Origin of the sequence: Mumia zhuanghuii, from assembly GCF_042681565.1 — a bacterium.
Taxonomy (GTDB): Bacteria; Actinomycetota; Actinomycetes; order Propionibacteriales; family Nocardioidaceae; genus Mumia.
This window is the reverse complement of the sequence record NZ_JBHUFT010000008.1, coordinates 1727915-1748119: the sequence shown is the minus strand read 5'-3', so window position 1 is coordinate 1748119 and position 20205 is coordinate 1727915. Positions and strand designations below refer to the sequence as shown.

15 protein-coding genes are annotated in these 20205 nt (G+C 71.5%); 3 read left to right on the top strand and 12 right to left on the bottom strand.

Annotation, left to right across the window (positions count from 1 at the left end; translation table 11 throughout):
* Positions 1-8: 8 nt before the first annotated feature.
* Positions 9-1667, bottom strand: coding sequence for a carbon-nitrogen hydrolase family protein (locus ACFSDF_RS16850; protein WP_167003657.1), 1659 nt, complete (start codon positions 1665-1667; stop codon positions 9-11).
* Positions 1668-1757: 90 nt separating this feature from the next.
* Between ACFSDF_RS16850 and ACFSDF_RS16845 the strand changes: the two genes are divergently transcribed.
* Positions 1758-3164 carry an MFS transporter gene (locus ACFSDF_RS16845; protein WP_377158393.1) on the top strand — a complete coding sequence of 469 codons (1407 nt, stop codon included), beginning with the start codon at positions 1758-1760 and terminating at the stop codon, positions 3162-3164.
* A gap of 74 nt (positions 3165-3238) precedes the next feature.
* Here the strand turns inward: ACFSDF_RS16845 and ACFSDF_RS16840 are convergent, their stop codons facing one another.
* Genes ACFSDF_RS16840 through ACFSDF_RS16830 form a run of 3 tightly spaced genes read right to left on the bottom strand, consistent with a single transcriptional unit; the run spans position 3239 to position 5702 of the window.
* Complete coding sequence (locus ACFSDF_RS16840; RefSeq protein WP_377158391.1) at positions 3239-3832, bottom strand: cupin domain-containing protein; 594 nt, start codon at positions 3830-3832, stop codon at positions 3239-3241.
* Entirely contained in the window at positions 3829-4494 is a 666-nt protein-coding gene (locus tag ACFSDF_RS16835) for an isochorismatase family protein (RefSeq protein ID WP_377158389.1), read from the bottom strand. Before ACFSDF_RS16835 ends, ACFSDF_RS16840 begins: the two co-directional genes overlap by 4 nt.
* Positions 4494-5702, bottom strand: a complete 1209-nt coding sequence (locus ACFSDF_RS16830; protein WP_377158387.1) for a CaiB/BaiF CoA transferase family protein — start codon at positions 5700-5702, stop codon at positions 4494-4496. Before ACFSDF_RS16830 ends, ACFSDF_RS16835 begins: the two co-directional genes overlap by 1 nt.
* A 59-nt stretch (positions 5703-5761) precedes the next feature.
* On the opposite strand from ACFSDF_RS16830, the gene ACFSDF_RS16825 reads away from it, so the two are divergent.
* Positions 5762-6676 carry a hydroxymethylglutaryl-CoA lyase gene (locus ACFSDF_RS16825; protein WP_377158385.1) on the top strand — a complete coding sequence of 305 codons (915 nt, stop codon included), beginning with the start codon at positions 5762-5764 and terminating at the stop codon, positions 6674-6676.
* A 113-nt stretch (positions 6677-6789) separates the two neighbouring features.
* On the opposite strand, the gene ffh is transcribed toward ACFSDF_RS16825, so the two are convergent.
* From ffh to ACFSDF_RS16805, 4 genes are all read right to left on the bottom strand, one after another.
* On the bottom strand, positions 6790-8349 hold the full coding sequence (ffh, locus tag ACFSDF_RS16820; RefSeq protein ID WP_377158383.1) for a signal recognition particle protein: 1560 nt from the start codon (positions 8347-8349) through the stop codon (positions 6790-6792).
* Between the two features lie 111 nt (positions 8350-8460).
* On the bottom strand, positions 8461-10713 hold the full coding sequence (locus ACFSDF_RS16815) for a [protein-PII] uridylyltransferase (RefSeq protein ID WP_279587741.1): 2253 nt from the start codon (positions 10711-10713) through the stop codon (positions 8461-8463).
* Positions 10710-11048 carry a P-II family nitrogen regulator gene (locus tag ACFSDF_RS16810; protein WP_149770640.1) on the bottom strand — a complete coding sequence of 113 codons (339 nt, stop codon included), beginning with the start codon at positions 11046-11048 and terminating at the stop codon, positions 10710-10712. The genes ACFSDF_RS16815 and ACFSDF_RS16810 overlap by 4 nt, the downstream gene beginning before the upstream one ends.
* The gene (locus tag ACFSDF_RS16805; RefSeq protein WP_167003670.1) at positions 11045-12430 is read right to left on the bottom strand and encodes an ammonium transporter; all 1386 of its coding nucleotides are present in this window, start codon (positions 12428-12430) and stop codon (positions 11045-11047) included. The genes ACFSDF_RS16810 and ACFSDF_RS16805 overlap by 4 nt, the downstream gene beginning before the upstream one ends.
* Positions 12431-12656: 226 nt before the next feature.
* Here ACFSDF_RS16805 and ACFSDF_RS16800 point away from each other — a divergent pair, with 226 nt between their 5' ends.
* Positions 12657-14540 carry a penicillin-binding transpeptidase domain-containing protein gene (locus ACFSDF_RS16800; protein WP_167003672.1) on the top strand — a complete coding sequence of 628 codons (1884 nt, stop codon included), beginning with the start codon at positions 12657-12659 and terminating at the stop codon, positions 14538-14540.
* 101 nt (positions 14541-14641) lie between these two features.
* On the opposite strand, the gene ftsY is transcribed toward ACFSDF_RS16800, so the two are convergent.
* From ftsY to cydB, 4 genes are read right to left on the bottom strand one after another with little or no spacing between them, the layout of a single operon-like run.
* Positions 14642-15856 carry a signal recognition particle-docking protein FtsY gene (ftsY, locus tag ACFSDF_RS16795; RefSeq protein ID WP_243842971.1) on the bottom strand — a complete coding sequence of 405 codons (1215 nt, stop codon included), beginning with the start codon at positions 15854-15856 and terminating at the stop codon, positions 14642-14644.
* On the bottom strand, positions 15849-17477 hold the full coding sequence (gene cydC / locus ACFSDF_RS16790; RefSeq protein WP_167003676.1) for a thiol reductant ABC exporter subunit CydC: 1629 nt from the start codon (positions 17475-17477) through the stop codon (positions 15849-15851). Before cydC ends, ftsY begins: the two co-directional genes overlap by 8 nt.
* Complete coding sequence (gene cydD / locus ACFSDF_RS16785; protein WP_377158380.1) at positions 17474-19120, bottom strand: thiol reductant ABC exporter subunit CydD; 1647 nt, start codon at positions 19118-19120, stop codon at positions 17474-17476. The genes cydC and cydD overlap by 4 nt, the downstream gene beginning before the upstream one ends.
* 50 nt (positions 19121-19170) lie before the next feature.
* On the bottom strand, positions 19171-20193 hold the full coding sequence (cydB, locus tag ACFSDF_RS16780) for a cytochrome d ubiquinol oxidase subunit II (RefSeq protein ID WP_167003679.1): 1023 nt from the start codon (positions 20191-20193) through the stop codon (positions 19171-19173).
* Positions 20194-20205: the final 12 nt, after the last annotated feature.

Sequence of the window (20205 nt, the reverse complement as noted above, 5' to 3'; positions counted from 1 at the left end):
GGCACCACCTAGGGCTTCACGAGCGCGTCGGCGATCGCCCACGGGCGGCCGTCGACGACGTCGGTCCCGCGTGAGACGAAACGGTTGGACGCCTGCTCCGGGCTGAGCGCGGCGGCGGTGACGGACCCTTCCGACATGACCGGCTGGGGCCGGCTGATGACGCCGTCGAACTGCCAGCTCCCGCTCCAGAGGGTGAAGTCCGACGACAGCGGGACGAGCATCCCGGCCCCGAACGGACCGGGCCTGGAGGCGACGGCAAGGTTGAGGCGGTTCTCCGCCGACCGCTCGAGCAGCAGCAGGTCGAGGTCGTGCGCGGCCGCGGTGGTGAACGGCACGGCGACGACGTCAGCGTCCTGCAGCGAGGCGAGGCGGAACGTCTCTGGGTGCAGAGCGTCATCGCCCACGACGAGGGCGAGGCGGCCCCACGGGAGGTCGATCACCTCCAGCGCCTCGCCGAGGCGGGTCACCCACTCTGCGTGGCGGGCACTTGAGTGGAGCTGCGGCTGGCGGAGGACGACGCCGCGAGCGTCCATGGCGAGGCCGACGTGCTGGTCCCCGTCTCGTACCGTCGTCACGAGCGTCGCGGTGGTGTCGGCGAGCACAGCACGGAGGGCATCGGGATCGAAGCGCGGCGTCACCTCGTCCGTCACGATCCCACCAGGCCAGGCCGCGAGCTCGGGGAGGACGACGAGCTGCGCTCCCCCCTCGACGGCCTCGCGCACGAGGGCGACCACGTCGTCCCCGTCGGCCGGGCAGATCACGGCCGTCAGCAGGGACGCGGAGCCGGCGGGAGCACGGCGTCCGTGCGGCGGCGCGACGATCGGGCCGTACAGATCCGGGCGCCGCACCGCTAGGACGTCGGTGCCGTCCGGGCGCCGCTTGTCGTCGGCCGCCGAGACGTCGATGTCGGCGATCACGACCGCCTCGCCGGCGAGGGGGCCGCGTGCGACGACGGTCCCGTCGGGCGCGACGATCTGGCTCTCCCCCGCGCCGTGGAGACGCTCGACCGGGACTCCGACCGCCTGCGCGACGGTGTTGATGCTGTGCTCGGGGACGAGCGGTCCGACCTTGTTGGCCGCCACCACCCAGACGCGGTTCTCGACCGCGCGTACGGGGACGTGGAGCGAGGCCTCGTCGAGCGCGAACGAGTTGAGGCTGTTGAGCAGCAGCTGCGCGCCGCCGACCGCCAGCAGACGAGGCGTCTCGTTGATCACGCCGTCCATGCACGAGTAGAGGCCGAGACGGCCCAGCGGCGTCTCGACGACCGGCGAGGCCTCGGTCGCGGGATCGAGGTGATCACGCTCGCTGCCCATGAGGACCTGCTTGTCGCTCGTCGCCAGGACCTCGCCGTCGGGGCCGATGAGGATGTTGCTCCCCGTCGTGCGGCCGTCCTCGCGGGCGAGCGTGCAGTTCACGAGCAGGTGGATCCGGTGCTTCGCGGCCGTGGCAGCGAGCGTACGGACGAAGTCGCCGTCGAGGGTCTGGGCCATGCGGCGGGCGTGCTCGCGATCGGCGTACCAGGAGACGTGGTTGCCGAACTCCGGCAGAACGACCAGCTGGGCCCCTTGTCCGGCCGCGTCCTCGACGAGGCGGACCGCGGAGGCGAGGTTGGCCGCGACGTCCTCGCTGGCAGCGAGCTGGACGGCGGCGACGCGTACGACAGTCATGGGCGAAACCATATATCCTTCTACGATTCTCCCCTAGAGTTTCTCAGAGACGTTCCCCGACGCTGCTCTGCCCGATGACAGGAGCCGGATGTGAGCAACCAGCCGACCGACGATCGCCCACCTGAGCAGGAGGAGACTGCCGCGGCGGCCACTGCTCTGGGCACGGTACCCCTGACGGCCTTCGTCGGTCGCCCTCCGATGGACGTCGACCTGGCACGCCCGGCGCCGTTCGGCTGGTGGGCGGCCATCGTGATCGCGCTCGTCGCGTTCATCGACCGGATCGAGGTCAACCTGATCGCCGGCGCCCTCCCGGCCATCCAGGAGGAGTTCGGCTTCAGCGACACCTGGGCCGGCGCCATCCCGACCGCTGCGTCGCTCGCCGCGGTCGTCCTGCTCCTGCCGGCCGGTCGGCTCGCCGACAAGGGGCGGCGGACCTGGATCGTCGCGCTCGTGGTGCTCACCTGGGCGCTGTTCTCGGTGGCCAGCGGTCTCGCGACGACGTTCGCGATGTTCTTCGTCATCCGCATCCTTCTCGGCGCTGCCGGACAGCTCTACAACCCCCCGGCGTCGAGCCTCCTCGCCGACTACTTCCCGGGCAGCACCCGCGGCAAGGCGTTCGGACTCGAGCGTGCGGGCTACTACATGGGCCTGCCGGTCGGCGTCGCTCTCGGTGGTGCCGTGGCCGAGGCGCTCGACTGGCGCGCGGTGTTCTTCATCGTGGCGATCCCCGGCGTGCTCGTGGCCGCGCTCGTCCTCACGGTGCGCGAGCCGGTCCGTGGGATCGGCGACCGGATCGACCGCCTCCGGGGCATGGGCGACACCGAGCCCACGACCGAAGGGGCCGCGTCGGCTGCACCGACGTCGATGTTCGCCGAAGCTCGCGCGGTCCTCCAGATCACCTCGCTGCGCGGCATCACCCTCAGCCTGGCGCTGCTCTACCTCGGGCTCGGCGGGCTCTTCTACTGGCTCCCCACGCTGCTGGAGCGGACCGAGGACATGGCGTACGACACGGCGGCAGGCGTCGCGGGCGGTGTCGGCGGTGTCGGCATCGTGATCGGCATCATCCTCGGCAGCCGGATCGGCGACCGCGGCCACGGCGTGAAGCCCGGCTGGCGGATCCGGGTCAGCCTCTGGTTCCTCCTCGTCGGCGCGCTCTCGATCACCGGCGTCGTGGTCCTCCCCGGAGTCGCGCTGCGCATCGGCCTCGTCGCCCTCGCGTGTGTCGGCTTCGCCGGGGCCATCCCGAACCTCACGGCCGCGTCCGCCGACGTCGTTCCCGCCTCGCGCCGAGGGCTCGGGTTCGCCGCCGTGCAGTTCCTGCTGTCGCTCGGTGGCGCGCTCGGACCGTTCCTCATCGGCGTGGTCTCCGACGCGACCGGCTCCATCAACATCGCGTTCCTCGCGCTGGTGCCGCCGCTGTTCGCCAGCGTGCTGATCCTGCGGTGGGCCGCGGTCACGTACGACGACGACGCGCGCAAGGCACTCGCAGGCGGCTGACCCGTCGGCGCGCCAGCGTCCAAACGCCTGCGCGGCATGGACGCTGGCGCACCGATCACAGGGTCCGAGGGGCGTCAGGCCCAGTGGCGTATGACGACCGGGCCGTCGTACGCAGGCGCGGCATCCCCGGCCGGAACGTGCGCCCAGCGGCGCTCCGCCGTCCAGTAGAGGTCGACGTCCGCCGCGAAGGTGCTGATCTCGGCGCCGTCGAGCACCTCGACCGAGCCCGGGAGGGCACCGCCGGCAGGTCGTACCGCACCCGGCGCCACCGTGTGCACGCCGAGCGTGCCGGCATCGTCGGCCGGCCCCTCAGCCCAGCCGCCGGGCGCACCGCTGAACCACACCAGCGCCCGCGTCTCGACCTGCGTACCGGTCTGCGAACGAGTCGCCCGCGGCTCCACGACGAGCAGCGATCCCGGGCGGCACGTCTCGCCACTCATCGACAGCGCCCCCTCGAGGACGAGCATCTCCTCGCCCGCGGGCTGGTGTCCCGTCATCGCCCGCTTCCACCCCTCGGGGAAGCGGACGAGGACGGTACGGGAGGTGGCGTCGGCCGACGCGCGGAGCATCACCATCTCCGCCTTCTGCTCGGCGCCGGCGGGGGCGAAGCTCGTCCACTCCAGCGCCTCGTCGTACAGGTCCTTCTCGGTCACAGCCTGCTCGGTCACGGCATGGCTCCTTCTCGGGGGTCGGGGGTCGGTGTCGGGGTACGGAGGTAGGTGACCGCGTCTGCGAGAGGCACGACGTCGGCGTACTTCGCGTCGAGGTCGAAGAGGTTGTGCGCGTGCACCTGCACGTCGCGGTCGCCACAGGCCTCGTCGACGACGATCGGGCGGAACCCGTGCTGCAGCGCGTCGGTCGCGGTCGCACGGACGCACCCGCTGGTCGAGAAGCCGACGACGAGCACCGTGTCGACCCCCCAGAAGCGCAGCGTCGACGCGAGAGACGTGCCGAAGAACGCCGAGGCGTACTGCTTGGTGATCACGATCTCGCCGGGCAGCGGAGCGGGCGATTCGGGGAACTCCGCCCATGGCGAGCCGGGCTCGAACGCGGCGAGCGCGGGGACCTTGCGGCGGAAGTGGCCGCCGTCGACCCCGTCGGTCGTGAGCCGCACCTCGGTGAAGACCACCGGGACGTCGTGCGCCCTCGCGATCTCCACGAGCTGCGCGCTGGCCGCACGGGCGCTCTCGAACCGGCCGCCGGTGTCGCTCAGCGGCGAAGCCGGGTCGAGGTAGGCCGTGACGACGTCGACGACGACGACCGCCGGGCGGGCACCGAAGCCGACGCGCCCGAGGAACCCCGCTGCGGCGTAGTCGTCGCCGCGGTCCATCAGATCACCCCGGCCTCGGCAAGCGCCGTACGCTCGTCCGCGGCGATGCCGAGGAGGTCTCCGTACACCTCGTCGTTGTGCTGGCCGAGCGTCGGCCCCGTCCACCGGACGCTGCCGGGCGTGCCCGACAGCCGCGGGACGACGTTGGGCATCGCGAGGGTGCCGAAGGTCGGGTCGGGCACGCGGACGATCGCCTCACGAGCCGCGTAGTGCGGATCCTCGAGCATGTCGGCGGCGCGGAAGATCCGCCCGGCGGGGACGCCGGAGTCGTGCAGGAGGACGAGGAGCTCCTCGGCGTCGTGCTTCGCCGTCCACGCGGCGATCCGCTGGTCGAGCTCCTCCTGCCGGGCGCCACGAGCGCCGTGCGTCGCGTACTCGGGCAGCTCGGCGAGCTCCGGCTCCCCCATCGCCGCGGCGAGCCGCGTGAAGACGGTGTCCTGGTTGGCCGCGATGAGGATCGTGTGCCCATCGGCGGTCGGATAGACGTTGCTCGGCGCGACATTCGGCAGGATCGGGCCGGTCCGCTCGCGCTGGTAGCCGGCGACGTCCCACTCGGTGACCAGGCTCTCGGTCATCGCGAGGACGGCCTCGTAGATCGCGCTGTCGACGACCTGCCCCTCCCCCGTCCGTTCGCGGTGAAGCAGGGCGGCAAGCGTGCCGACCGTCGCATGGGTGGCGGCGAGGGAGTCGCCGATCGACAGGCCGGTCCGCGACGGCGGACGGTCCGGCTCACCGGTGATGTAGCGCAGGCCGCCCATGGCCTCGCCGATGGAGCCGTAGCCGGCGCGCTCGGAGTATGGCCCGGTCTGCCCGTACCCGCTGACGCGGACGAGCACGATGCCGGGGTTGCGCTCCTTGAGACGGTCGTAGCCGAGGTTCCAGCGCTCGAGCGTGCCGGGCCGGAAGTTCTCGACGACGACGTCGGCGTGCTCGACGAGGCGGAGGAACAGCTCCTGGCCCTCCGGACGGCGCAGGTCGAGGGTCACCGAGCGCTTGTTGCGCGCCACGATGGGCCACCACAGCGAGTGGCCGTGGGGCTTCTCACGGCCCCACTGCCGCATCGGGTCGCCCACACCGGGGGCCTCGACCTTGACGACGTCGGCGCCGAGGTCTCCCATCAGCTGACCGGCGAAGGGTCCGGCCAGGAGCTGGCCGGCTTCGATGACACGTACCCCGGCGAGGGCGCCAGGAGTCTGCTCGGTAGACATGGATCAGATCGTATATCAGATAGACTCGCCGCTCCCAGCCTTCCCCAGGAGGACGCACTATGACATCCCGCCACGCCGCAGCGATCGAGATCGTGGAGGTCGCTCCGCGCGACGGGCTCCAGAACGAGGCCCGCATCCTCCCGACGCCGGTCAAGGCCGAGCTCGTACGGCGCAGCCTCGACGCCGGCGTACGGCGCATCGAGGTGACAGCCTTCGCCCGGCCCGACCGCGTGCCGCAGATGGCCGATGCCGAGGCGCTCATGGCGCTGGTGCGCGACGACCCACGGCTGAGCGCGATCGGGCTGGTGCTCAACCGGCGCGGGCTCGACCGTGCGATCGCCGCCGGGTGTGACGAGGTCACGGTGGTCGTCGTCGCCTCAGAGGGGCTGGCCGTCCGCAACCAGGGCGTCGGCACGTACGACCAGGTGGCGGCCTGGCACGCCATCGCCCCGGTGGCACGCGGGGCCGGGCTGCGTACGTCGGTAATCCTGGCGGCGGCCTTCGGGTGCCCGTTCGACGGGGAGGTTCCGTCGGGGCGAGTGCTCGACGTCGCGAAGGCCGTCCTTGACGACGCGCCCGACGAGCTGGCGATCGCCGACACGATCGGCGTCGGCGTGCCCGGCCAGGTCGTCGATCTCGTCTCGGGACTTGCCGATCTCGCGCCGGACCTGCCGCTGCGCGCGCACTTCCACAACACGCGTAACACCGGCTACGCGAACGCGATCGCCGCCGTGCAGTCCGGCGTGAGCGTGCTCGACGCGTCAGCCGGCGGCATCGGCGGCTGCCCGTTCGCCCCTGGCGCGACAGGCAACATCGCGACGGAGGACCTGCTCTACCTGCTGCACCGCAGCGGCTACGAGACGGGCGTCGATCCCGAGCAGGTCGCGCGTACGGGGACGTGGGTCTCGGACCAGCTCGGCCTCGCGCAGGCGCCCGCACAACTCGGTCGGGCCGGGTGGTTCTCCGCGTCCTGACCAGCTCGCCGTCCGCGTCGTGAAAGCAACCTGACGTTTTCGCGATCGCGAGAACGTCAGGTTGCTTTCACCACGGGCACGGGTACGTACGGGGGGGCGGAGCGGCGTGCGGCCTAGAAAAGGTCGCGGAGCTCCTTGGGGATCTCGATGTCGCCGTCGGCCTGCGGCTTGCCGCCGAAGCCGAACGCGGACGCACCGTCCGCTGCCGGCTTCGCGACCTCACCCTGCGCCGCGGCCGCCCGCTTGGCAGGGTTGCCGGAGATGCGACGTCCCTTGCCCTTGCCCTTCTTGGCCTGCTGGCGGGCTCCGGCGCGCTTGCCGCCCATGCCGGGCATCCCCGGCATGCCCGGCATCCCGGGGATGCCGCCGCCCTTGGCCATCTGCTGCATCATCTTGCGCGCCTCGAAGAAGCGGTCGACGAGCTGGTTGACGTCGCTGACCTGCGTACCGGAGCCGCGGGAGATGCGGGCGCGGCGCGAGCCGTCGATGACCTTCGGGTTCTGACGCTCGGCCGGGGTCATCGAGTAGATGATCGCCTGAATGCGGTCGATCTCGCGCTCGTCGAAGTTCGCGAGCTGGTCCTTCATCTGAGCGGCGCCAGGCAGCATGCCGAGGATCTTGCTCAGCGAGCCCATCTTGCGGACGGCCTGCATCTGCTGGAGGAAGTCCTCCAGAGTGAAGTCGCCGGTCTTGCCGGCCAGCTTCTCGGCGGTCTTCTGCGCCTGCTCGACGTCGAACGCCTTCTCGGCCTGCTCGATCAGCGTCATCATGTCGCCGAGGTCGAGGATGCGCGAGGCCATCCGGTCGGGGTGGAAGATGTCGAAGTCGGTGAGCTTCTCACCGTTGGAGGCGAACATCACCGGACGGCCGGTCATCTCCGCGATCGACAAGGCCGCACCACCGCGGGCGTCGCCGTCCAGCTTCGACAGCACGACGCCGGTGAAGTCGACTCCCTGGAGGAAAGCCTCTGCCGTACGGACGGCGTCCTGACCGATCATCGCATCCACGACGAAGAGGACCTCGTCGGGATCGGTGGCGTCGCGGATATCCGACGCCTGCTTCATCAGCTCTTCGTCGATGCCGAGGCGACCGGCGGTGTCGATGACGACGACGTCGTGGAGCGTCTTGCGCGCCTCGTCGAGCGCGCCCTTCGCGACCTGGACGGGATCACCGACGCCGTTGCCCGGCTGCGGGGCATAGACGTCGACGCCGGCGCGCTCGCCGACGACCTGGAGCTGGTTGACCGCGTTGGGCCGCTGGAGGTCGGCCGCGACGAGCATCGGCGAGTGGCCCTGGTTCTTGAGGAACAGGCCGAGCTTGCCGGCGAGCGTCGTCTTGCCCGCGCCCTGGAGGCCCGCGAGCATGATGACGGTCGGCGGGTTCTTGGCCAGGCGCAGGCGACGCGTCTCACCGCCGAGGATCTTGACGAGCTCGTCGTTGACGATCTTGATGACCTGCTGGGCCGGGTTGAGGGCCTGGCTGACCTCTTCGCCGCGGGCACGCTCCTTGACCCGGGCGACGAACTCCTTGACCACGGGCAGGGCAACGTCGGCCTCGAGCAGCGCGACGCGGATCTCCCGGGCGGTGGCATCGATGTCGGCCTCGGACAGCTTGCCCTTGCCGCGCAGGTTGCGGAAGGTGGTCTGGAGGCGGTTCTGGAGTGTGTCGAACAAGACAGCCGTTCCTCAGGTGTCGTGACGGGTCCCGCGGGTCGCGGCACGTGCGTTCAAGCCTAGCCGCTCGCCTGTAGCCCGGACCCCGCAGGCGTCTTTCGTACGACCTCGTCAGAGCGGGAGCGCACGGATCCGCTCGGCCAGCTCGGCCGCTTCGGGCTCGCGCAGGGCGGAGCCGCCCGGCGCCACGACGTAGAACACGTCGCGCGCCTGCGGACCGAACGTCGACAGGTGCGCCGACCGGATCGCATGCCCGGCCTCGGCGATCGCACGGGCGACCGCCCACACGAGACCCCGGCGGTCCTGCGCGCGTACCTCCAGCACGGTCGCCGAGGTCGAGGAGCCCGCGTGGACGACCACCTGGGGCGGGATCGCCGCCGAGGCCTCCCCCAGCCCGATCCGCTGCTCGAGGGACAGTTCGCCCGCCAGCACCTGACGGACCCGTCGGGTCAGCCGCGCCGGATCGACGGCGGCGTCGGTGACCTCCCAGATGCTGGTGGTCAGCCCATCCCGCTCGACCAGGCGCGCCGACCGGATCTGCTGTCCCGCCACGCTGAGCGCGCCCGCGAGGTCGGCCAGGAGCCCGATCCGGTCGCCGGCGGTGATCTGGACGAGCGAGCCGTCGTGGTGCGGGCGCACCTCCACGGTGAACGGCTCGCCGCGTGGCGCGTCCGGCAGGGGCACGGCCGCCGGCCAGCCCTCGTACGAGGGGTCCGCGAGCGCACCCGAACCGCCGAGCACCGTACGGGCCTTGGCGACCAGGCCACGGATCAGGCCGGCGCGCCAGGCCGACCACGCGGCGGGGCTGGTCGCGCGTGCGTCGGACTCGGTGAGTGCCGCCAGCAGGTCGAGGTGCGCGACATCGCCCACCCGCTGGGCCACGTTGGCGGCGGTGTCGGGGTCTTCGATGTCTCGGCGGGTGGCGAGAGTCGGCAGCAGGAGGTGCTGGCGTACGAGCGCACCGATAGTCGCAGCGTCGGCGGGCTCGAACCCCCACCGCAGGACGATCTGCTCGGCGATCGGCGCGCCGACCTCGCTGTGGTCGCCCTCGCGGCCCTTGCCGATGTCGTGCAGCAGCGCAGCGGTGCAGAGCAGGTCGGGACGTGCGACATCGCGTATGAGCTCGCTGGCGACGACACAGGCCTCCACCGAGTGTCGGTCGATGGTGAAGCGGTGCACCGGTGAGGACGAGCCCCGCAGGCGGATCGGCGTCCACTCGGGGAGCCACCGGTCGACGAGACCCGCGAGGTCGATCTCTTCCCAGACCTGCACCAGCCCACGCCCGGCCGTCAGGGTCTCGACCAGGAGGCGATGCGCCTCTGGCGACCACGGCTCGGGCGGAGGCGGCACGCTCGCCAGCCGTCTGGCCGACGCCGCCGACAACGCCACGCCGCGGCGCGCCGACTCGGCGACCGCACGCAGCGCGACCAACGGGTCCTCGGCAGGATCAGGCGCGCCGGTCAGCACGATCTCGCCGCCGGCGAGCGCGACGCCCGGGGCGATCGGGTCGAGGCGGGGCCCGGGAGCGGATCTCGTACGCGGGCCGTCGGCGAAGACGGCGTCGAGACGGCGCCACGTGGTGGTCGTGAGGTGCGCGGTACGACGGCCGAGGTCACGGACGTGCAGGTCGAGCTGGTCGGGCGCGTACCCCATGGCCGCAGCGACCTCGGGGACCAGCTCGGGGGTCAGCCGGTCCGTCGGGCGTCCTGCAACCTCGTGCAGCACGTCGCGGACGTCGAGCATCGCCGCGCGCAGTGCCTCCAGCTCGCGGTGCGGGACGTCCACGAGCCAGCTCGCGACCAGCGCCCGCATCGTCGTCCCGTCGCGCAGCCCCCCGCCGGACTCTTTGAGGTCCATGATCGCCGACTGCGCGAGCCAGCCGACGCGCGCGACGCGCTCGTGGGTGGCGCGCTGCAGCTCGGGCAACCGCGTCCTGGCCGTACGTCGCCAGGCGGCGAGGACCTCCGACCGCAGGGCGACGACTGCGGCGGAGTCGCCGGCGACGGCGCGGGCATCGAGCATGCCGAGCGCCGCGCGGTAGTCGACGGCGGCCGTGCTCAGCATCTCCTCGGTGCTGCGGACCGCGTGGTCGAGGGCCACGCCGTCGTCCCAGAGGGGATACCAGACCTGCTCGGCCACCTGGGCGACTCGCGCCGCAGGGACGTCCGTACGGTGCACGAGCACCACGTCGACGTCGGAGAACGGGGACATCTCGCCGCGTCCGTACCCGCCCACCGCGACGAGCGCAAGGCCGCGCCGGCCTGCCTCGGGCAGATCGGACACGGCCTTGGTGAAGCAGTCGCGCAGGCGCCGGTCCAGGTCATCAGCCCGGGACCGGCGCCGTGCGCTGAGCTCCTCGGTCAGAGCGCCGCCTCGTCCTTCTCGCCGGTGCGGACCCGGACCACGGACTCGACGGGGACGACCCAGACCTTGCCATCACCGATCTTGCCGGTCGCGGCGGCCTTGACGACCACGTCGACGACGTCCTTGACGTCCTCGTCCTCGGTCACGATCTCGACCCGGATCTTGGGGACCAGCGAGACGTCGTACTCGGCGCCGCGGTAGACCTCGGTGTGGCCCTTCTGGCGGCCGTAGCCGCTGGCCTCGGTGACGGTCATGCCGGTGATGCCGAAAGTCTCGAGGGCCTCGCGGACCTCTTCCCACTTGTGCGGCTTGATCACCGCGGTGACGAGCTTCATGCCTTGGCTCCTTCAGGGGTGTGGGTCAGCGTAGCGGCGACCGACGGGCGGGCCACACCGGAGGCGGGCGCGAGGTCGTAGGCCGACTCGCCGTGCTCGGAGAGGTCGATGCCCTCCACCTCGTCCTCCTCGGCGACGCGCCAGCCCATGACCGCCTTGATGGCCAGGCCGATGATCAGGGTGAAGACCCCCGACCAGACCATCGCGAAGAGCGCGATCGAGACCTGGACCACGAACAGCTTGATGCCGTCGCCATAGAACAGCCCGCCGTTGACGGCGAGGAGGCCGATGCCCAGAGTGCCGATGAGACCACCGACAAGGTGGACACCGACGACGTCGAGCGAGTCGTCGTAGCCGAACGTGAACTTCAGGCCGACCGCCAGGGCGCAGGCCGCGCCAGCGACGAGGCCGAGGATGATCGCGCCGATCGGGCTGAGCGCGCCGCACGCAGGGGTGATCGCGACGAGACCGGCGACGATGCCCGAAGCGGCACCCAGCGAGGTGGCCTTGCCGTCGCGGATCTTCTCGACGACGAGCCAGCCGATGATCGCGGCAGAGGCAGCAACGGCGGTGTTGATCCAGACCAGCCCGACCTCGCCGGTGAACGCGGTGGCATAGGCGATCGAGTTCTCGATGAAGCCCTCGGCACCGCTGGAGATCGGCTCCGTGCCGGTGGCGTCGACGTACGAGCCGACGTTGAACCCGAACCAGCCGAACCACAGGAGGCCAGCGCCGAGCATCGTCAGGGGGAGGTTGCCCGGACGGGTCGGCTCCTTGCCGAAGCCCTTGCGCTTGCCGATCAGCAGGACGAGGATCAGCGCGGCGATACCGGCGTTGATGTGGACGACCGTACCGCCGGCATAGTCGATCGGAGCGACCGTCGCGGCCTCGTCGGCGCCCGAGCCGGTCGTCCCGAAGATCATCGCGGCGAGGCCGTCGGCGCTGCCGGAGAGGAATCCGCCGCCCCAGACCATGTGCGCCAGCGGGAAGTAGGCGAGCGTGACCCACAGCGGCAGGAAGACCAGCCACGAGGAGAACTTCACACGCTCGGCCAGCGCGCCGCTGATCAGCGCCGCGGTCAGCACCGCGAACGTCAGCTGGAAGGCGACGCTGATGTAGCCGATGCCCTCGACGCCGTCGAGCCCGAACAGCTCGAACGGGTTGGCGAAGAAGCCGCCGACGTCCTCCGAGCCGTACGACATCGACCAGCCCCACAGGACGTAGACGACGCCGACGACGCCCAGAGCGCTGAACGACATCATCATCATGTTGAGGACTGACTTGGTCCGCGTCATTCCGCCGTAGAAGAGCGCCAGGGCCGGCGTCATCATGAGAACGAGCGACGCGGAGGTCAGGATCCAGGCTGCGTGGCCGGTGTCCATGGAACCTCCAGGGTGAGAACTTGCGACAGTGCCGGCGCTCGAACGGCTGTGTCCGGGGACGGCTTCGTTGACGATCAGGTTCGCTGCGGTTCGTTTCGGGTTGAGCGACTGTCTGTTTCGCTCAAGTGACACTTCCCCCGGTTGTGTTACGTCGGCGTTTCCGAGTTGCCGACGCGCGCCGCCCGTGCGTTCTCGCTCCGAACCTCGGTCGGGTAAGGATGGGGGCATGCCGTTCACCTCCGTACGCCGTCTCGCCTCCGGTGCCGTCGTCGCGATGGTCGCCGCGGGCACCCTCGCCGCCTGCAGCGGTCCCTCCGCCGACCCCGAGGCCGAGCGCCTCGCCGAGGGGCTCTCCGCACTCGACCTCGCCAAGGTCCCGATCGACGATCCGCAGGCCTCAGAGGCGCTCGCGACCATCACCCGCGGCATGGACGAGCTCAAGCCGACCGTCTCGGTGGAGAGCGTCGAGGAGGACGACGACCGCGCGACCGTCACGCTGTCGTACCGCTGGACGCTCGGCCCCGAGGCGACCTGGTCGTACGAGACCGAGGCGGCGATGACCCGCAAGGACGACTCCTGGACGGTCGCGTGGGACCCCACGCTGGTGGCGCCGGACCTCGCCGACGGACAGCGGCTGCGCATCCGTACCGTCATGCCCGAGCGCGGCGACATCATGGGAGGCGAGGGCACGGCGCTGGTCACGGAACGTTCCGTCCTGCGCGTCGGTCTCGACAAGGCAGCCGTCGAGCCCGCCCGCCACGACAGCTCGGCCCGGGCGATCGCGCGGCTCGTCGAGATCGACCCCGCCGCATTCGCGAAGAGGGTGTCCCAGTCCGGTCCGAAGGCCTTCGTCGAAGCGCTCGTCGTCCGTACGGAGCAGGCGCCGCCGCTCGGCGCCGTCGAGGCGATCCAGGGCGGCGCGGTGATCACCGACACGCTGCCGCTGGCGCCGTCGCGGACGTTCGCTGCCGGGGTCCTCGGGTCGGTCGGCGACGCCACGAAGGAGCTGGTCGACGAGAGCAAGGGGCGGCTTCGCTCCGGGGACGTGACGGGCCTGTCGGGCCTCCAGCGCCGGTACGACGAGACGCTGCGAGGGCGCAACGGCTACGTCGTGGACGTCGTCAGCGACTCCGCCGAGGACCCCGCGAACCCGTCCCCGGAGATGAAGGACACACCAGTCTTCGAGCAGGAGCCGGTCCCCGGCAAGCCGCTGCGTACGACGCTCGACCTCCGGATGCAGGAGCTCGGCGAACGCGTCCTCGCCGGCACGAAGCCGCCCAGCGCGCTCGTCGCGATCCGCCCGTCCGACGGTGCGGTGCTCGCTGCGGCGACCGGGCCTGGCGCCGACGGGCAGGCGATCGCGACGACCGGACAGTACGCGCCGGGGTCGACGTTCAAGATCGTGACCGCGCTGGCTGCGCTGCGTGCGGGCGTGACGCCGCAGACGACGACACCATGCCCTGCGACGACGGTCGTGGACGGCAAGTCGTTCAAGAACTACGACGACTACCCGGCGAGCGCGCTGGGGCGGGTCCCGTTCGCCGAGGCGTTCGCGCAGTCGTGCAACACCGCGATGATCGGGCTGCGCGGCAAGGTCGCCCAGTCCGATCTCGCCTCGGCGGCAGCGTCGCTGGGGATGGGGGTTGACCAGGATCTCGGGTTCCCCTCGTACTTCGGATCGGTGCCTTCGCAAGCTCCCGAGACCGAGCATGCGGCGTCGATGATCGGTCAGGGCAAGGTGCTCGCGTCGCCGTTCACGATGGCGACCGTGTCCGCGTCCGTCGCGGCGGGCCGTACGGTCGTCCCGGTGCTTCTTCCGGAGGTCACGCCGCCGAAGGCCGACTCCACGCTGACGGCCGCCGAGGGGCGCGCGCTGCAGGCGCTGATGCGGCGCGTGGTCACGAACGGCAGCGGGCGCGGGCTCGCGAGCCTCGGGGGCGAGGTCGGCGCCAAGACGGGCACGGCCGAGTACGGCTCGCCGGTGAAGACCCACACGTGGATGGTCGGGACGGACGGCGACCTCGCGGTGGCGGTGTTCGTGGAGACCGGCGAGTCCGGCTCGCAGACCGCGGGCCCGCTCCTCAAGCGCTTCCTCGCCGGCACCCCCTGACCGCGGGTCAGTCTCTGCCCGCCGCGGGTCAGTCTCTGCGGTCGCCGGGTCGGTTTCTGGCCGCAGGCTGACCCGGCGGGGGCAGAAACCGACCCGGGAGGTTAGGAGAGGAGGGCGTCCACGAACTCCTCGGGCTCGAACGGTGCAAGGTCGTCGGCGCCCTCTCCGAGCCCGACGAGCTTGACCGGGACGCCGAGCTCGCGCTGGACGGCGATCACGATGCCGCCCTTGGCCGTCCCGTCGAGCTTGGTCAGCACGATGCCGGTCACGTCCACGACCTCGGCGAACACGCGCGCCTGGGTCAGACCGTTCTGGCCGGTGGTCGCATCGATGACCAGCAGCACCTCGGTGACCGGAGCCTGCTTCTCGATGACGCGCTTGACCTTGCCGAGCTCGTCCATCAGGCCCGTCTTGGTGTGCAGGCGACCAGCAGTGTCGACGACGACGGTGTCGTAGCCGCCCTCCTTGCCGGTCTTGACCGCGTCGAACGCGATCGACGCGGGGTCGCCGCCCTCAGGGCCACGGACGGTCGGCACGCCCACGCGCTCGCCCCAGGTCTGGAGCTGGTCGGCCGCCGCGGCGCGGAACGTGTCGGCGGCGCCGAGCAGGACCGTGTCGCCATCCGCGACCAGCACGCGCGCGAGGCGCCCGACGGTCGTGGTCTTGCCGGTGCCGTTGACGCCGACGACGAGCACGACGCCCGGCGTCCCGTCGGCACCCTTCGCGGCGACCGCACGATCGTACGAGGGGTCGACCAGCGCCACGAGCTCCTCGCGGAGGATCGACTTGGCCCGCTCGGGATCCGCGACGCCCTCGACCTTGATGCGGGTCCGCAGCCGTTCGACGAGCTCCTGGGTCGGAGCGACGCCGACGTCGGCGGCGAGGAGGGTGTCCTCGATCTCCTCCCAGGTGTCCTCGTCGAGCCGGTCCCGACCCAGGAGCGCGAGCAGACCGCGACCGAGCGACGACTGCGAGCGCGACAGGCGCTCGCGCAGGCGGACGAGACGGCCGGCCGTGGGCGCAGGCTGCTCGAGCTCCGGCGCGGTCGGTGCCCCCTCGGTGGCGACTGCGCTTGGCTCGTTGTCGGAGTCCGACTCGTCGATCTCCCCCGGCTCGGGCAGCAACGGCTCGAGTCCGTCGCCGGTCGGCGCCGGCTCGTGCTCGGGGTGCTCGCGGAGGTCGTCGAGGCGCCGGTCGACCGTGTCGGCGGGCGGCAAGGCCTTGCCGCGGGAGCCGACTACGAAGGCGGCGATACCGCCGATCAGGAGGACAGCGATGACCAAACCGATGAAGAGGTACTGCGTGGTGTCAGACACGGTCAACGATCCTAGTCGCCGCTCCGAGGCGTACGACGTGCGACGCGGCCGCGAGGGCTCGCTCGTCATGGCTGACCAGCAGGATCGACCGGTACGGGGCGAGGGCGACGAGGTCGCGCAGCAGCGCCTCGGCGGTCGCGGCGTCGAGGTGCTCGGTCGGCTCGTCAAGCACGAGGACACGGTGGTCCCCGAGCAGGAGCCGGGCCAGTCCGAGCCGCTGCCGCTCTCCGCCGGACAGCCGGTTGCCGTTCTCGCCGGCCTCGGTGTCGAGCCCGTCGGGCAGCCCGGCCACGAACAACCCGAGCCCCGCCGCGTCGAGTGCCGCACGCAAGGTCGCGTCGTCGGCGTCGGGATCGGCGATCCGCAAGTTCTCGCGGATAGTCGTGTCGAAGACGTGCTCGTCCTGGCGCAGGGTCGCGACGACCCGGCGGACCTGCTCGCCGGTGAGCGTGTCGATCGGCGTGCCTCCGAGCGTGATCGTGCCGGCGCGCGGCGCGGCGAGGCGCAGCAGGACCGCGGCGAGCGTCGACTTGCCGGACCCGCTCGGACCCGCGACGGCAACCACGGCGCCCTCTGGCAGGTCGAGGTCGAGGCCCCGTACGAGGTCCGGCGCGTCGCCCCAGCCGAGCGCGACGTCACGCAGGTGCAGGTCGAAGCCGACGGGATCCGCAGCCGGGTCGACGGGATCCACGACATCCTCGGGAGCCGAGACGAGCTCGTCGACCCGGCGTCGCGACGCGGCCGAGCGGAGGTCCTGCTGCTCGATGCCGCTCAGGCCCTCCAGCGGCTCGGCCAGCGCCACGGGGGCGAGGACGACCACCGCGAGGAGCACCGGCGAGAGGGCCCCGTCGGCGACCGCGGCGACACCGATCCACGCGATCGCGCAGGTCGCGGCACCGAGGCACACCCGGACGAGGAGAACCCCGAACCCGTCGAGGAAGGCGGTACGACGCTCGGTGGACGCGAGACGATCCCCCGTACGGACGACCTCGTCGCGTGCCTGGTCCGCGGCGCCGTACGCGACCAGGTCGCTCGCGGAGCGTACGATCTGCGAGACCTCGGCGGCGAGCGCACCCCGGAGGTCCGCGGTGGCCGCGTTGGTCTGGTCGCCGCCGAGGCGTACGGCCACGAGAACCCCGCACCACGCGACGAGAACCGCCGCCGCGAGGATCGCGCCGCCCAGCGGGAACACCGCGAGCACGAGCCCGACGACCACGGCTGCGGACAGGGCAGTGACGACCCGCGGGATCGCGACGCGCACGATCCGGTCCTGGAGGGCCTCGACGTCGGAGACGATGCGGCTGATGCGCTCGCCGCGCCGTCCGGCTGCCAGCGTCGACGGCGAGAGGCGCTCGAGCCCCTCGTAGACCGCGAGCCGGATCTGCGTCCCGATCCTCAGCGCCCCGTCATGGGTAAACAGCCGCTCGACGTAGCGCAGCGCCGCGCGGGCGACGCCGAAGGCGCGCACCGCCACGATCGCGAGCATGAGGTAGAGAACCGGAGGATGCTGTGCCGCCCGCGAGATCAGCCAGGCCGACACGAGCAGCAGCCCGATCGAGGCCAGGCTGGCGAGCAGGCCGAAGAATCCTCCGAGGACGAGACGGCGTCGTGCGGTCGTCATGCGGTCACCCCCGTCGGTGCGGTGAGGGCGATGACGGTGTCGGCGTCCGCGACCAGCGCAGAGCGGTGCGCGACCACCACGACGGTGACCAGTGCGTCGCGCAGGCTGCGCCGGACCTCCCGCTCGGTGGCCGCGTCCAGACCCGCCGTCGGTTCGTCGAGGAGCATCACGGCCGCTCCCCCACGCCGTACGCGCAGCAGCGCACGTGCGACGGCGAGCCTGCGCCGCTCACCCGCGGAGAGGTTGGCACCGGCCTCGTGGACCTCGCGCCAGGGGTGCAGGTCGGGCGCGCCGGCGTCGCGCAGCGCTCGGGTCACGTCGTCGTCGGACGCGTCGGGTGCGCCCAGGCGGACGTTCGCCGCGATCGTGCCCTCGAGGACCCCCGGCACCTGGGGGACCCACGCGATGCGGGTCCGCCAAGAAGCGAGGTCGAGGTCGGCCAGGTCGTACGACGTCCCGTCCGCGGCACGGATGGTGACGCGGCCGGCGGTGGGCGCGACGAACCCCATGAGCACGTCGACGAGCGTGCTCTTGCCGCAGCCCGACGGGCCGGTCAGTGCGGTGACCCGACCCGGCTCGATGGTCAGCGTCGTCGGAGGGAGCGCGGGGATGCTGCGTCCCTCGTACGAGACGGTCACGCCGTCGACGGCGATCGTGGCGCCGGTGAGGTCGGGGGCAGGGTGGTCTCGATACGCGGGTGCTCGACCACCAGCCTCACCGTCGAGGATCTCGTACACGTCGTCAGCGACCGACTGTCCCTCGGCGGAGTCGTGGAAGTGCGAGCCGACCTGCCGCAGGGGCAAGTACGCGTCCGGGGCGAGCACGAGCACGAACAGGCCCGTCATCAGGGACATGTGGCCCTCGACGATCCGCAGCCCGATCGAGACGGCGACCAGCGCCACCGAGATCGTCGCCACCAGCTCGAGGACGAACGACGACAGGAACGCCAGCCGCAGCGCCCCCATCGTCTCCTCACGGTTGCGCTCCCCCACTTCGGCGATGCCCTTGGTCTGGTTGCGCGAGCGGCCGAACACCTTGAGCACGACCAGTCCGTCGAGGACGTCCGAGAAGTGGTGGCCGAGCCGGACCATCGCGCGCCACCTCCGCTCCGTACGGTCGCGCGTCATATAGCCGACGAGCACCATGAACAGGACGGTCAGCGGCAGGGTCACCGCGATCGTGACGCCCGACAGCGGATCGGCCACGAATGCCGCGACGATCACGACCGCCGGCACGGTCAGCGCCAGTGCGAGCGCCGGCAAGTAGCGGGCGAAGTAGGTGTCGAGCTTGTCGAGTCCCGGCCCGAGCAGGGTCACGACATGGCTCGACTCCGGGCGTGGCCCCCGCCGAGGCGCGCCGTCGAGCAGGCTCGCGACCACCTCGTCACGCAGCTGCGTCTTCACCCGGACGGCGGCGCGGGCGGAGACCACCTCGTGGATCCACCCGAGCCCCGCCCGCGCCAGCACGGCCACCGCGAGGGCGACCACCGCGGCCGTGACGGCGGGGACGAGGCCCGAGCCCTCGAACCCGTCCGACACGATCCGCGCGATCAACCAGGACTGGGCGACCACCAGGGCGGCCATGACGGTCGCGAGGGCGACGCTGGTGACCAGGTACGACCGCACCGCACGCGAGCGACGCACCAGGCGTGGGTCCAGCGGGCGGGTCGACCCAGCTTGTACGGCCGTACTGCTCATGCCGGCGTGTGCTCCGCCGGCACGTCCGCCGCGATGGACTCCACGCTGATCCGCTTGCGGAACACCCAGTAGCTCCAGGCCTGGTATCCGATGACGATCGGCAGGAAGATCACGGCGACCCAGCTCATGATCTCGAGCGTCTTGTCGGTCGAGGCCGCGTTCTCGGTCGTGAGGCTGTACGCCGGATCGAGCGTCGAGGGCATCACGTCGGGGAACAGCGCCACGAACAGGGCGGTGACAGCGAGACCGATCGCGGCCATCGTGCCGACGAACGCCCAGCCGTCGCGACGAGCCCAGGCAGCGACGAGCCCACCGACGAAGGCGAGCGCGGCGAGGCCAGACAGCGCCCACACCCAGACGTCGTCGTGGTCGAGGCACGTCCACAGCAGGAAGGCGACCGCGAGCACCGCGGCGACCAGACCGACCTTGAGCGAGGCGTCGCGCGCCCGCTCGTGGATGATGCCGCGTGTCTTGAGCGCGAGGAAGTTCGCTCCGTGGGTCAGGAACAGGGTCAGCGTGACCGCCCCGGCCAGCAGTGCGTACGGGTTGAGCAGGTCGAAGAAAGTGCCGACGTAGTTCTTGTCGGCGTCGATCTCCACGCCACGCACGATGTTGCCGAACGCCACTCCCCACAGCAGGGCGGGGACGAATGAGCCGAAGATGATCGCGGCGTCCCAGCGCTGCTTCCAGGCCGCGTCCTCGCGCTGGTGGCGGTACTCGAAGGCCACGCCACGCACGATCAGCGCGACCAGGATCAGAAGCAGCGGGAGGTAGAACCCGCTGAACAACGTCGCATACCACTCCGGGAACGCGGCGAAGATGCTGGCGCCGGCGACGATCAACCAGACCTCGTTGCCGTCCCAGAGCGGGCTGATCGTGTTGATCATCGTGCGGCGTTCGCGGTCGTCGCGGCCCAGGAAGGGCAGCAGCATGCCGACGCCGAAGTCGAATCCCTCGAGTACGAAGTACCCGACGAAGAGGAACGCGACGACGCAGAACCAAACGGTGGTGAGCTCCATGATTCCTCTCCC

What these genes read in the sequence shown, in the direction of transcription:
- ACFSDF_RS16835 (WP_377158389.1), bottom strand. Translation starts at nt 4,494, where the DNA reads ATGGACCGCGGCGACGACTACGCCGCAGCGGGGTTCCTCGGGCGCGTC.
- ACFSDF_RS16825 (WP_377158385.1), top strand. Translation starts at nt 5,762, where the DNA reads ATGACATCCCGCCACGCCGCAGCGATCGAGATCGTGGAGGTCGCTCCG.
- cydC (WP_167003676.1), bottom strand. Translation starts at nt 17,477, where the DNA reads ATGACGACCGCACGACGCCGTCTCGTCCTCGGAGGATTCTTCGGCCTG.
- ACFSDF_RS16830 (WP_377158387.1), bottom strand. Translation starts at nt 5,702, where the DNA reads ATGTCTACCGAGCAGACTCCTGGCGCCCTCGCCGGGGTACGTGTCATC.
- ACFSDF_RS16810 (WP_149770640.1), bottom strand. Translation starts at nt 11,048, where the DNA reads ATGAAGCTCGTCACCGCGGTGATCAAGCCGCACAAGTGGGAAGAGGTC.
- cydB (WP_167003679.1), bottom strand. Translation starts at nt 20,193, where the DNA reads ATGGAGCTCACCACCGTTTGGTTCTGCGTCGTCGCGTTCCTCTTCGTC.
- ACFSDF_RS16850 (WP_167003657.1), bottom strand. Translation starts at nt 1,667, where the DNA reads ATGACTGTCGTACGCGTCGCCGCCGTCCAGCTCGCTGCCAGCGAGGAC.
- ACFSDF_RS16800 (WP_167003672.1), top strand. Translation starts at nt 12,657, where the DNA reads ATGCCGTTCACCTCCGTACGCCGTCTCGCCTCCGGTGCCGTCGTCGCG.
- ACFSDF_RS16805 (WP_167003670.1), bottom strand. Translation starts at nt 12,430, where the DNA reads ATGGACACCGGCCACGCAGCCTGGATCCTGACCTCCGCGTCGCTCGTT.